This window comes from Longimicrobium sp. (genome assembly GCA_036389135.1).
GTDB lineage: Bacteria > Gemmatimonadota > Gemmatimonadetes > Longimicrobiales > Longimicrobiaceae > Longimicrobium.
On sequence record DASVQP010000059.1, the window covers coordinates 1 to 12,918 of the forward strand.

At 71.6% G+C, this 12,918-nt stretch carries 10 protein-coding genes; 5 read left to right on the plus strand and 5 right to left on the minus strand.

Annotated features, from left to right (window positions below; all coding sequences use genetic code 11):
- The 3 genes from VF584_13910 to VF584_13920 form a co-directional block, all read right to left on the minus strand.
- Positions 1 to 650: P1 family peptidase (locus tag VF584_13910; GenBank protein HEX8211264.1), on the minus strand; the 650-nt coding region annotated here is incomplete at its 3' end.
- Between the two features lie 280 nt (positions 651 to 930).
- On the minus strand, positions 931 to 2,292 hold the full coding sequence (locus tag VF584_13915) for an aspartate aminotransferase family protein (protein ID HEX8211265.1): 1,362 nt from the start codon (positions 2,290 to 2,292) through the stop codon (positions 931 to 933).
- Between the two features lie 138 nt (positions 2,293 to 2,430).
- On the minus strand, positions 2,431 to 3,930 hold the full coding sequence (locus VF584_13920; protein HEX8211266.1) for a CoA-acylating methylmalonate-semialdehyde dehydrogenase: 1,500 nt from the start codon (positions 3,928 to 3,930) through the stop codon (positions 2,431 to 2,433).
- 176 nt (positions 3,931 to 4,106) lie between these two features.
- Here VF584_13920 and VF584_13925 point away from each other — a divergent pair, with 176 nt between their 5' ends.
- Positions 4,107 to 4,901 (plus strand): zinc ribbon domain-containing protein, encoded by a 795-nt coding sequence (locus VF584_13925; GenBank protein HEX8211267.1) that lies wholly within the window; start codon positions 4,107 to 4,109, stop codon positions 4,899 to 4,901.
- Between the two features lie 62 nt (positions 4,902 to 4,963).
- Here the strand turns inward: VF584_13925 and VF584_13930 are convergent, their stop codons facing one another.
- The gene (locus tag VF584_13930) at positions 4,964 to 5,797 is read right to left on the minus strand and encodes a DUF1501 domain-containing protein (GenBank protein HEX8211268.1); all 834 of its coding nucleotides are present in this window, start codon (positions 5,795 to 5,797) and stop codon (positions 4,964 to 4,966) included.
- Between the two features lie 492 nt (positions 5,798 to 6,289).
- Positions 6,290 to 7,906, minus strand: a complete 1,617-nt coding sequence (locus VF584_13935; protein HEX8211269.1) for a DUF1800 domain-containing protein — start codon at positions 7,904 to 7,906, stop codon at positions 6,290 to 6,292.
- A 589-nt stretch (positions 7,907 to 8,495) separates the two neighbouring features.
- On the opposite strand from VF584_13935, the gene VF584_13940 reads away from it, so the two are divergent.
- The 4 genes from VF584_13940 to VF584_13955 all read left to right on the plus strand — a co-directional run bounded on the left by VF584_13940 (position 8,496) and on the right by VF584_13955 (position 12,764).
- Positions 8,496 to 10,781, plus strand: a complete 2,286-nt coding sequence (locus tag VF584_13940; GenBank protein HEX8211270.1) for a VIT domain-containing protein — start codon at positions 8,496 to 8,498, stop codon at positions 10,779 to 10,781.
- Between the two features lie 143 nt (positions 10,782 to 10,924).
- On the plus strand, positions 10,925 to 11,398 hold the full coding sequence (locus tag VF584_13945; GenBank protein HEX8211271.1) for a MarR family transcriptional regulator: 474 nt from the start codon (positions 10,925 to 10,927) through the stop codon (positions 11,396 to 11,398).
- Between the two features lie 82 nt (positions 11,399 to 11,480).
- Entirely contained in the window at positions 11,481 to 11,963 is a 483-nt protein-coding gene (locus VF584_13950; protein HEX8211272.1) for a DoxX family protein, read from the plus strand.
- Between the two features lie 177 nt (positions 11,964 to 12,140).
- Positions 12,141 to 12,764: a hypothetical protein gene (locus VF584_13955; GenBank protein HEX8211273.1), complete on the plus strand. Its 624-nt coding sequence runs from the start codon at positions 12,141 to 12,143 to the stop codon at positions 12,762 to 12,764.
- Positions 12,765 to 12,918: the final 154 nt, after the last annotated feature.

A 12,918-nucleotide genomic window follows, 5' to 3' on the forward strand; every position in this document is an offset into this window, starting at 1 on the left:
CCCACCGTGTAGCCGCCCTGCTCCGCCGTCAGCCGCCGCGACGACGAGCCGATGCCGCCCTTGAAGCCGTGGCACCGCATCCCCGTCCCGCCGCCGACGTTCCCCTCGGCCACCCGGCCGGGCGCCGCGCCGGTGAGCGCCCGCAGCACGTGCTCGGGCTTCACGTGGAAGCCGTTGATGTCGTTGAGGCCCCCGCCGTACGTCTCGGCGACGACCGGGAGCCCCCAGGGCTGGAGCCCGGGGCGGCGCACCTGCCACTGGAGGATCGCGTCGCGCACCACGCCCACGCTGTGCGTGTTGGTGATCGCGATCGGCCCTTCGAGGAGGCCGCTCTCCTGGAGCCACGTCGTGCCGGTCATCTCGCCGTTGCCGTTGAGCGAGAACCAGGCGGCGAAGACGGGGTCCGAGCTGCGCTTGCCGCGCGGCAGAATGGCCGTCACGCCCGTGCGCACCGGCCCCGTCCCCACCCGCAGCCGCCCCGCCCCCGAGATCAGCGTCGTGTGCCCGACCTCCAGCCCCGCGACGTCGGTGATGGCGTTCAGCGGCCCCGGCGTGCCGTCGAACGGCACCCCCAGGTCGCGCGCCCGTGTCTGCCCGCCGAGCGGCGCCGCGGCGAGGATGGCGATGATCGTAAGGAGGGTGCGGGTCATGGATGGAGGTGGTTGAAGGGGAAAGGCAGTGCGTGAGTGCGTTTGGACCGGGGGACATCCCCCATTTCGTTTGTCATCCTGAGCGACGCGCTTCGCCGTCCTGTGCGTTCCTGCGAACCATGGCGCGGAGCGAAGGATCTACTGCGCGTGCCGAGGGGACCGCCGTGGCGCGCCGTCCTCTTGCCTCGCCAACTAGATCCTTTGGTCGCCGCACGGCTATGGGGTGCACGGCGGGGCTCGTGGTGGGCGGCTCCCTCAGGATGACAAGTCCTGAGCGCACTTACGCACTCACGCACTTCAATGCCCGATCCAGCACGTCCAGCGCGAAGTCCGCATCGTCTGCCGTGATGCACATGGGGGGCTTGATGCGCAGGACGTTGCCGTCGAGGCCACCCTTGCCGAGGAGGACGCCCATCTCGCGCGCTTCTTCCAGGACGCGGAGGGTCGCCTCCCTGGCGGGAGCGCGGGTGGCGCGGTCGGTTACCAGCTCGACGCCCAGCATCAGCCCCATCCCGCGCACGTCGCCGACGAGCGGATGGCGGGCCTGGAGCTCGCGAAGGCCGGCCAGCAGGCGGCCGCCCACGACGCGGCAGTTTTCCTGGAGCCCCTCCTCGTCGATCGTGTCCAGCACCGCCAGCCCGGCCGCCATCGACACCGGGTTGCCGCCAAAGGTGTTGAAGTGGGTGCGCTGAGCCAGCGTCGCCGCGATCTCGCGCGTGGTGGTGACGGCGGCGAGCGGGGCGCCGTTGCCGATCCCCTTGGCCATCGTCACGATGTCAGGGACGACGCCGAAGTTCTGGAATCCCCAGTAGTGGTCGCCCGTGCGCCCGAACCCGGTCTGCACCTCGTCGGCGATGCACAGTCCGCCGTGCTCGCGCACAACCGCGTACGCCTCGCGCAGGTAGTTGCTGGCGCCGGTGGTGGCGCCGCCGACGCCCTGGATCGGCTCGGAGATGAAGGCGGCGATGCGGCCGGGGGTGGAGTAGCGGATCGTCTCCCGGACGTCCTCGGCGGCGCGGCGCGCGACCTCTTCCGGATTTTGCGGGTCGCCGGCGCGGTAGGGGTCGGGGCACATGGCGTGGTGCACGCCGGTGTTCTGCGGGATCGGGAACTTCCAGGTGTGGTGCGAGGTCAGCCCCATCGCCGAGGGCGAGCCGCCGTGGTAGGCGTTGCGCACGGCGATGACGTCCGTGTTCCCCGTGTACAGCCGGGCCATGGTGATGGCCAGGTCGTTCGCGTCGCTCCCGCTGTTGACGAAGTAGGTGACGTCGAGCCCCGGCGGCATCTTGCTGGCCAGCTTCTTCGCCAGCGCCGGCATCCCCGGGTGCAGGTAGATGGTGGTGGCGTGCTGGAGCGTCTCCATCTGCTCCCGCATCCGCTGGACGATGCGCGGATGGCAGTGCCCGCACGACACGGTGACGATGCCGGCGAACATGTCCAGGTAGCGGCGCCCCGTCTCGTCAAAGAGGTACTGCATCTTTCCCTCTACGATCATCAGCGGATCGCGGTACAGCGTGAACAGCGCCGGGTTCGCGTACTCCCGCCGCATCGCCAGCACCTCCTCCCGCGGGGGCCCGGTGTACGGCCGTGGCGTGTAATCGAACGCGGGCATCTCCAGCGCGGCGGTCAGCAGATCGGACATTGCGGGTCGGGGTTCGGGAAGAACAGCAATTTCACACAGAGACGCAGAGGGGAAAGAAAAGGGCACGGAGGGTCACGGAGACCCTTCCCCTTCTTGCCGTTTCCTCTGTGGCTCTGTGTGAGGCAATCTGTTGCGATGTCAGGACATCCAGTTGGTGCCCGCCTCGCGGTTCCACTTGGTCGTCGTCTTCTTGGAGCGCGTCCAGAACTCAATGGAGCTGCGGCCGGTCAGGTCGCCGACGCCGAAGCGCGAGTCGTTCCAGCCACCGAAGCCAAAGGGCTCGCGCGGCACCGGGACGCCCACGTTCACGCCCACCATCCCCGCGCTGGCCCGTTCGGCGACGTAGCGGGCCAGGCCGCCGCTCTCGGTGAAGACGGAGGCGGCGTTGCCGTACGGGGACTGGTTCTCGATCTCCAGCGCACGGTCCACATCGGGGGCGCGGATGATGGCGAGCACCGGGCCGAACACCTCCTCGCGCGCGATGCCCATCTCCGGCGTCACGTGGTCGATGACGGTTGCGCCCACGTAGAAGCCGCCCTCGTGCCCGGCGGGGACAGCCGGGTCGCGGCCGTCCAGCAGCACGCGCGCGCCCGCCTCCTCCGCTTCGGTGATGTAGCGCTCGATCCGCGCCTTGGCCTCGGCGGAGATGACGGGGCCCAGGGTCTCCCCCGCCACCGCCTGCCGGGCGTGCTCCACCATGCGGTCCAGGATGGCGTCGGTGTGCGACACCGCGACGAGCACCGACGCGGCCATGCACCGCTGCCCCGTGCACCCCGCCATCGACGCGGCGATGTTGCTGGAGGCCATCTCGGGGTCGGCGTCGGGCATGAGGATGATGTGGTTCTTGGCCCCGCCCAGCGCCAGCACGCGCTTCAGGTTGGCGGTGCCGCGCCGGTACACCGCCTGAGCCACCCGCGTGGACCCCACGAAGGAGACCGCCTCGATCTCGGGATGGTCGCAGAGGGCTTCCACCACCTCGCGCCCGCCGTTCACCACGTTGAACACGCCTGCCGGGAGCCCCGCCTCCGCCAGCAGCTCCGCGATGCGCCCCGCGGAGAGCGGCACCATCTCCGATGGCTTCAGCACCATGCAGTTGCCCAGCGCGATGGCGTTGGGGATCGACCAGTGCGGCACCATGCTGGGGAAGTTGAACGGGACGATGGAGGCCACCACGCCCAGCGGATACCGGTCCACCCGGCACTCCACCCCGCGGCTCACCTCCATGATCTCCCCGGCCGTGATCTGCGGAAGCGAGCAGGCGAACTCCGTCAGCTCGATGGCCTTGAGCACCTCCGCCTTGGCCTCCTCGTAGACCTTGCCGTGCTCCTCCACGATGAGGCGGCTCAGCTCGTCCAGATCGCGCTCCAGCAGGGCGCGGTAGCGGAAGAAGATCTGCACCCGCTCCTTGATGGGCGTCGCGGCCCAGCCGGGGAACGCCGCGCGGGCCGCCCGCACCGCATCGTTCACCGCCCCGGCGCTCGAAAGAGGGACGCGCGAGATGACGCTTCCGTCCGCTGGGTTGAAGACGCCCAGCAGCTCGCCGTGGCCCTCCACGAACTCGCCGCCGATGTAGTTGCGGACCGTCGGATAGCGCAGGGGCGCATCGGCGGGCGGAGCGGGAGAGAGCGTCGCTTCCATCGTGCGGCCTGCGAGTGGGGAGCGTTTGTGGCGGGATGATGTGCAGTATACGGTTCGCGCGGCCCCCCGCAAGCAGATCCTGCCGATGGGCCACACAAAGGCGGCGCTTGAGGGAAGTTGGTGCGCAGGGTAGATTTGCGGTTTACGCCCTTCCCTCGTACCGGCTGCTCTGACTGATGACCGAGACCTGTCCGTCCTGTGGCGCCGCGGCGTCGGGACGTTTCTGCAATGCGTGCGGCGCGGCCGTCAACGCCGCCTGCCGCGAGTGCGGCAACCCGCTTCCGGCCGGGGCCCGCTTCTGCAACGAGTGCGGCACCCCCGCGGTGGCACCCGCCGGGGCCGCGCGGCGAGCACCCATCCTTCCCTGGGCGTTGACCGGCGCGGCGATGCTGGCGCTGGTGGCCACGCTGATCATCAACAACGACAGCGAGGCGCCCGCCGCTCCCGTGCAGGCCGTCGCGGCTGCGCCCCAGGCGCCCGGACCGGTTCCGTCCGGCGCGCCCGCCGCCGGAAATCCCGGCACGGTGGACCTGGCGAGCATGACCCCGCGCGAGGCAGCGGACCGGCTCTTCAACCGCGTGATGCAGAACGTGTCCAGCGGCGACAGCGCGACGGCGAGGCAGTTCCTCCCCATGGCGGTGGCCGCGTACGACCGGGCCCGCCCGCTGGACAGCGACGGGCGCTATCATCTGGCCGTGCTGCACCTGGTGGGCGGGAATCTCGACGCGGCGCGCGCGCAGTCGGACACCATACTGAGCACCAACCCGAAGCACCTCTTTGGGCTCTTTACCGGAGCGCAGGCGGCGCAGGGGCGCGGCGACACGGCGGCGTCGGTCTCGCTCTTCCGCCGCTTCCTGGCCGCCTTCGAGGCCGAGAAGGCGCGCAAGGACGTGATCGAGTACGCGGACCACGCGCAGGCGCTCCCCGCCATGAAGGCGGAGGCGGAGCGGGCCACGCAGGGCGCACCGTAGGTTCATCCGGCCCGGTCCAATAGAGCGAAGGCCCCCGCGAACCTCGCGGGGGCCTTCGTCGTTCAGCGCAGCACCCCGCGGAACCGCCGCGGGTCGACCGTGTGGCCGGGGAAGACGCGCTCGAGCTGCGTGGCCCCCAGGTGCTTCCCCGCCACCTCCGCGAAGACGTCGCGGAAGTCGGTGGTTACGCGCAGGTCGCGCCCCTCGTGGAGCTGCTCCGGCTGCAGCCCGGGCCACTCGCCGCGCACCTGGCCGCCCGCGACGCTCCCGCCCATCAGGAGCATGCAGTTGGCGTGGCCGTGGTCGGTGCCGCCGGTGCCGTTCTCGGCCACGGTGCGCCCGAACTCGCTCATGGTGAGGATCACCACGTCGTCCATGCGGTCGCCCAGGTCGTCGTAGAGCGCCTTGATGCCGCGCCCCAGCTCGCCGAGGCGGCGGGCGAGCTGGCCGTCCGCGCCGCCCTGCGCCACGTGGGTGTCCCCACCCGCCCAGGTCCGCGAAGGCGACTTCCACACCCGCATCGGCCTTGATGAGCTGAGCGATCTGGCGCAGCGAGCGCCCGAACTCTCCCGCGGGGTAGGCGGCGCCGTTGCGCGGCTGGTACTGCGACGGGTTGATGCGGCGCAGGAGCTTCGCGGCCTCCAGGCCCTCGTCCGCCGCGCCCGCCACGGCATCGCCGCCCTCGGTGCGGTAGACGCGCGCATAGGCTTCCGCGAGCGCCGGGTCGCGCCCGCCCGCCAGTCCGAAGCGGTCCAGGTCGCCGACCGCGAGGGAGGGGTTGGAGCCGCGCAGCGAGAGGGGGAGCTCGGCGCCCATTGCGATCGCGCGCAGGGCGGCGGCCCCGGGCTCCATCGTAACCTGGCCCGCGGCGTGGTGCGCGGCGTGGGCGCCGGCATCGCGCAGGGTGCGCCCGTCGGTGCCCAGGGCGCGGTTCAGCCACCCGTCGCGCGCGCGGCCGCGGGGGTCGGCGGTCTCCATGATGTCCTGCGCCTGGAAGTGCGAGCGCGTCGTGCTGGGCGAGCCGGCCGCGTGCACCACCGCCATCTCCCGCCGCCCCCACAGCTCGTGGAGCGGCGCCAGCGCCGGGTGCAGCCCAAAGAAGCCGTCCAGCTCCAGCGCGCCGCCCGCCCCGCGCGTGGGCGCGGCGATGGCGATGGAGCGCCGCGAGCGCCCGTACGCCGGATCTCCAAAGGGCACCACCATGCTCAGCCCGTCCGCCGCGCCGCGCTGGAAGATGCAGATGAGCGTCTTGCGCCGGGCGCGCGTCTGCGCCAGGAGCGAGCGGGTGATGAACTCCGGCGGGAGCCCCAGCGCCAGGAGCGCCAGCGCGCCGCCCTTGACGAAGGCGCGCCGTCCGATCGGTTTGCCGTGCATCGTTTTCGCTCCGGTCAGTGCCGCTGGAAGGCGGGTGAGCCCAGGATCAGCGCCAGCGCGCGGGCCGTGCGCGCTTCCGCGTCCGGCAGGCGTGCGGCGTCCTCGGCCACGGCGCGGACGAGGGTTCCCGTCTCGCGCGCGGGAAGGAGGACACGGGCGAGTTCCGTGGCGGGGTCGGTCGGTGCGTTCGCGAGGAGGCGCGCGGGGTCGATCCGCACCCCCTGCACCTCGCCGCGCGACAGGGCCAGCGCGAAGTTCATCCGCGCGAGCATGGCGCCGCCGCTGGTCCACTCGGCGGAGTCGTGGATGTAGCCGGTGGGCGGCGTGGCCGCGTACGGAAGGTGGCCGAGCTGGCGCAGCGTCTGGAGCAGCTCGCGCGAGGGGCGGACTTCGGCCTCGGTGGCGCGCAGGGTGCCGGCGACGAACTCGAACGGGGTGCGCGTCTTGGTGCCCCGCGCCCGCGCGAACTCCGGCGACCGGAAGAGCGCCCTCGTCACCGCGCGCAGGTCGCCATCGGTGCGGGTAAAGACCGCCGCCAGCTCGTCCACCAGGCGCTGCGGCGGGTCGTCGGCCACGAAGCGCCCGGCCAGCTTGCGCGCGATGTGGCGCGCCGTGGCCGGGTGGCGGGCGAGCAGGTCGAGAACCTCGGTGCCGTCCTCGATCCCGCGGCCGGGGGCGAGCGGGCGGCCGAGCACCGTCTTGGCCTCCGCGTCGTGCAGGGCGCGGCGGAAGATGAAGCGCGGCTCGCCCCGCTGGCGCCGCGCGCCGTACCCCGCGTTGGCCACCGTCCAGCCGGTGAAGGCGCGCGCCACCTCGCCCACGTCGCGCTGCGTGTAGCCGCCGTTCACGCCCAGCGTGTGGAGCTCCAGCAGCTCGCGCGCGTAGTTCTCGTTGATGCCGCGTGGGCGGCGGCCGGTCATCAACGCCGTCGCGGAATCGGCGACGGTGCTGCGGGCGTTGTCCAGGTACACCAGCATGGCCGGGTGCGCCGCGGTGGCGCCCAGCAGGTCGCGGAAGCGCCCGAAGACGTGCGGGCGGATCGCCGCGCGCTCGTAGTCGCCCACCAGGTAGCGGTCGGCGCCCTTGCCAAAGAAGACGTTGAAGTGGTTGAACCAGAAGTCGGCCATCACGTCTTCCAGCTGCCGCTCCGTGTAGACTGCGCGCTGCAGGCGGGCTCCCGCGAGGTCTGCCAGGATGCGCGCCGGCGCCATCGTCCCCTGCCGCCGGCGCGCGGCCGCCGTGTCGCGGGCGGCCGGACGCGCCATGGAGTCACGCCGCATGGTCGTTCGGTCGCCTGCCGCGGGGCGTGCCATGGAATCGCGGGGCGTGGCCTGCCGCCGCGGGTAGTCGCGCAGGAGCTGTGCTGGGGTCGCGTTGGCGGCGGGAAAGCGGGCGAGGCGCCGCGGCATGGACGCGTCTTCGATGCGCTCCGGGTGAAGCTGCCGCTCCAGCCATGCGTCCGTTCCCGTCCGCAGCACCTCGGCGAGCTCGGCGCGGCGCACGCCCCAAGTGGCCCGCTCCAGCAGGTGCACCGCGCGCGCCGTGTCCTCGCGCGTGGGGCGCGCCTGCGCATCCGCGCCGCTCGCGGCGAAGAGAGCGGGAACGAGGGCAATGAGTACGATGCTGCGCATATGTGCTCCGGGACGGGTTCGGGGACGCGTTCTGCTGTACACCGCGCCGTGACCGTGCGTTGGGTCGGCGCGTCAAAAAATGTCCGTCCCGCTCGTTTCAGCGGGCCCTCACCCGGCAGCTTACAGCTGCCACCCTCTCCCACAAACAGCCGTGGGAGAGGGGACTTGGGGCTTGAAGAGGGCCGCGGGTGTCTGCCCAACGCCGGATCCAGGTAGGGGCCGCCCCACGTGGCTGCCCGTGCTTGCTCCTCGCGCGACACGCAGCCCCCCTTCCCCTGTCACTCTGAGGGAGCCCGCCCACCACGGCATTTGCGGGTCACTCCGCGCTACTGCGGCGACCGAAGAATCTAGCCGGCGCTGGGCCGGGCATCACGCGTCGCGGCCAATCCCTCGGAACGCGCAGTAGATCCTTCGCTCCGCGCCGCACGGGCAAGTACGGTGCAGCGCGTCACTCAGGATGACAAAGAGGGGGGAGTGTTGGCGGATGGAGGTGTGCAAGTCCTCGCCCCTGTTTCGTCTCACACATCAGGAACGCACTAACGCACTCACGCACTAACGCACTTTCCCTCCCCTCCCGCCCCGGATCTTTATGCAAACCCGCCTCGTCCTGGCACTGCTCTCCATCCTCGCGTCGGCCGCCACGCTGCCGGCGCAGGGGATCATCGTGCCCGACCGGTGCCGCGTGGAGTGCGGGATCCCGCTCCCCAACGCGCTCCCCATCGAATCGGTGACGCTGGACGTGAAGATCGAGGGGCAGGTGGCGACCACGCACGTCACGCAGGTCTTCCGCAACGAGACGGGCGCGACACTGGAGGGGACGTACTTCTTTCCGATCCCCACCTCCGCCTCGGTTACGGAGTTCGCCATCTGGGACGGCGACCGGCGCCTGGCCGGCGAGGTGCGGCCGCGCGAGGAGGCGAGGCGCATCTACGACTCCATCGTGCGCCGCCGCCGCGATCCGGGGCTGCTGGAGTATGCGGGCGAGAACCTCTTCCAGGCCAGCATCTTCCCCATCAACCCCCGCTCCACCAAGAAGCTGGAGCTGACGTACACGCAGGTGCTAAGGGCGGAGAACGGGAGCGTCGGCTACCGCTACCCGCTCGGCATCGGGCGCAACGCGGCGCCGGTGGAGCGGCTTTCGGGGCGGGTGGAGGTGCGCGCGCCGTCGTCGCTGCGCACCGTGTACTCGCCCAGCCACGCGGTCGACGTGCGCCGCGAGGCCGGCGGCCGGCGCGCGGTGGCCACCTGGGAATCGGGGCGCGGGGCCGAGCGGCGCGACTTCCAGCTCTTCTACGGGCTGGCGGACCGCGACGTGGGGCTCTCGCTCTTCACCTACCGCGAACCGGGAAAGGACGGCTACTTCCTCCTCCTCCTCTCCCCGCGCGACGACGCGACGCAGCGGGAGTACGCGGCCAAGGACGTGGTGTACGTGCTGGACACGTCCGGCTCCATGCAGGACGAGGACAAGATGGAGAAGGCCCGCCGCGCCCTCCTCTTCGGCGTGCGCGGGCTGCGGCCGCAGGATCGGTTCAACGTGATCTCCTTCGCGGGCGAGACGCGCCGGATGGAGACGGGTTTGATCGCGGCGGACCGCGCGGGGCGGGAGCGCGGGATCGCTTTCGTGGAAGGCCTGCGCGCGGTGGGCGGCACCAACATCAACGATGCCCTGACCGAGGCCCTCGCCCAGTTCCCGCGGGAGCGCGGCGGCAGGACGCGGCTGCTCGTCTTCCTCACGGACGGCATCCCGACGGTGGGCGAGACGGACGCGGACCGGATCGTGGAGAACGCCCGCCGCACGCGTGTGGACGGGGTGCGCGTCTTCACCTTTGGCGTGGGATACGACGTCAACACGCGCCTGCTGGACCGCGTGGCGGCGGAGAACGGCGGGACCGCGGAGTACGTGGAGCCGCGCGAGGATCTGGAGGCAAAGGTGTCGTCGTTCTTTGACAAGGTGAACCACCCCGTCCTCAGCAACGTGGCGCTGGACATGGGCGGGGTGCGGACGGACCTGGTGTATCCGCGCGCCCTCCCGGACCTCTTTCGCGGGACGCAACTGGCGCTGGTGGGCCGCTACCGCAACGAGCGCGAGCTGCGGGACGTGACGCTGCGGCTCAGCGGAAACGCATCGCCCACGCACACGTTCGCGTACCCGGGGCTCCGCTTCCCGCTGCGCGCGGAGGAGCACGACTTCCTCCCGCGGCTGTGGGCTACGCGGCGCGTGGGGTGGCTGATGGAGCAGATCCGCACCAACGGCGAGAGCCGCGAGCTGCGCGACGAGGTGGTGGAGCTGGGAACGCGGCACGGCATCGTGACGCCGTACACCTCCTTCCTGGCGCTGGAGCCCGGCGCGGGCGAGCGGCCTCCAGTCGTGCGCGGCATGCAGGAGCTGGTGCCCCCGCCGAACCCTCCCCGCCCGGGTGACTTCTCGGGACAGGGGCAGGCCGGCGGGGTCGCGCGGGGCGTCGAGGCCTCGGTGCCGATGTCCCCTCCCCCGCCTCCCCCGCCCCCGCCCGCCGTGATGGAGGCTCCGCCGGCCATCGTGGTGACGGGTGCCGGTGCGGTGCAGCAGAGCAAGAGGGCGCGGGCGCAGCAGGAGGTGCTCAGCCTGGAAGGAGTGGCCGTCAACAGCGCGGATGGCGGCGCGGTGCGGCACGTGGGCGGCAAGACCTTCTACCTGCGCGCGGGCGTGTGGACCGATTCCGAGCTGAAGCCGGAGACGCGCCTCCCCGAGACCACGCTGCGCTTCGGGAGCGACGAGTACTTCGACCTGCTCCGCCGCACTCCAGCGCTGGCGCGCTTCTTCTCGCTCGGCGAGCGGGTGGCGGTCGTGTTGGACGGGCGCGTGTACCGCACCACGGGCGAGCCGTCGCGGTAGGAACGGGGGGCTCACGCCAAGGGGGGCGCGGAGAGATCCGCGCCTCCGCTGTTTTTGTATGAAGCAAACCCGGCCGTTGACAGTATCCGTGACAACGACTATTGTTGTGTAGGGAGAGCGGGAACAGCGACGCGGGAGGGACGATGGCGGGGCGCATCCAGTCGGAGATCCAGCAGACGAAGCCGATCGGGAGCCTGGAGGAAGAGGCGTTCCTGAACGTGCAGCGCACCGCCAACGTGCTGTCGCAGTCGATGGCCGAGCTCCTCAAGGAGCACGACCTCACGCAGACGCAGTACAACGTTCTCCGCATCCTGCGCGGGGCCGGGAAGGCCGGGCTCACCGCGGGGGAGATCGGCGAGCGGATGATCACCCGCGACCCGGACGTCACCCGCCTGCTGGACCGGCTGGAGCGGCGCGGGCTGGTGGAGCGGTGGCGCTGCACCGAAGACCGCCGCGTGGTGTGGACGCGGATCACCGCGGACGGTGCGGGCACCATCGCCCCGCTCGACGCGCCGGTGGACGAGCTGCACACGAAGCTCCTCCGCCACATGGGCGACGACCGGCTCCGCACGCTGATCGAGCTGCTGGAGGAGGCGCGTGACGCATCGCCCGCCTGATTCGCGGAATAGTACCCGTTACAACGACATGCCGCAGGACGAACAACTTGCGTCCGCGGGAACATCAAATCGAGAGGCTCCGATGAACACTCAGGCGAACACGCAGGCGCAGTACGGCATCACCCTTCTGCGGGTGATCGTGGGGCTCGTCTTCGTGATGCACGGCGGGCAGAAGCTGTTCGTGATGGGGATCGACGGCGTGGCCGGCTTCTTCGGCTCGATGGGGATCCCGTTCGCGTACGCCAGCGCGCTGCTGGTGACGGCGGTCGAGTTGCTGGGCGGCGCGCTGCTCGTCGCGGGGCTCTTCACCCGGTTCGTGACGCCGCTGATCGCCGCGACGATGGTCGGCGCGATCGCGACGGTGCACGGGTCCAAGGGCTTCTTCCTCCCCGAGGGGTACGAGTTCGCGCTCACGCTGCTGGTGGCGAACGCCGCGCTCTTTTTGACCGGCTCCGGCGCGCTGGCGCTGGACAACCTCTTTGGCCGCGAGCGCACCGCCGCCGTGAGCTCCGGGCGTCCCGCGCCGGCCGCGAAGACTGCCGAGCCGGAGTACGCCACGCGGTAAGCACCACGGCTGGATGCGGCACCTCAACGCGCCGCCCGCGGACCGGGCGGCGCGTCGTGCATTGGCAGCGAAGACGAAATCGGTCATATTACGGATGGTGCTTGCGGCGCGGCTCGCCCCAATGCGCCTTGCACGGCTCTCGGTGGTGAACGGACCCCCCTTCCAGGAGCGGGAAGCTTGCGACAGGTCGACGCTCCGGGTGCTCCGGAAGAGCTTCAGCGGGAGCTGGACGCCATCGAGCGGCGGCTGGCGGGGACCTCGCCGCGCAACCAGTCGGTGCTGCTGAAGCACGCGGGCGACCTGTGCGCCAGCATGGGCGAGCGGCGGCGGGCACTCGGCTGGTACGGGCGCGCCGTGAACCTGCACCTGGAGCTGGGCGAGGCTTCCCGCGCGGCGGCGCTCTGCCACACCATCCTCAGCATCCAGCCGGAGGCGGTGCGGGCGCGGTGCACGCTGGCGTGGCTCGCCATGTCCGGCGGGCGGACGATGGAGGCGCGCCAGCTCGTGGGCGAGTACGCCGCCGCCGCCCGCGCCGCCGGGCAGGACGCGATGGCCGCCCAGCAGCTCACCTGGATGTTCGAGGCCGCGGACGACGGCTTCCTGCGCCACGACATCGCCCGCGCCCTGCGCGCGCTGAACGACGACGCCCGCTCCACCTCCCTCCCCTCCGAATCCCGCCCCACCGGCCCCCTGGACCACGACGAGCTCTGGGCCCGCGTCCTCCGCGGCACCCTCGCGCCGCCGCCAGCGGCGGGCACCGGCGGCGCCGGGGGCGAGATCGCCGGAAGCACCGGGGGCTGAAGCCCCCGGCTGGAACCACGGGAAGGCGGCTGAAGCCGGCTCGCGAAACGCGACATCCCTCAACCCCCTGTCATCCTGAGCGACGCGCTTCTCGGTCCTTGTCCCGTCTCCATGGTGTGGCGCGGAGCAAAGGATCTACTGCGCGTTCTGAGGG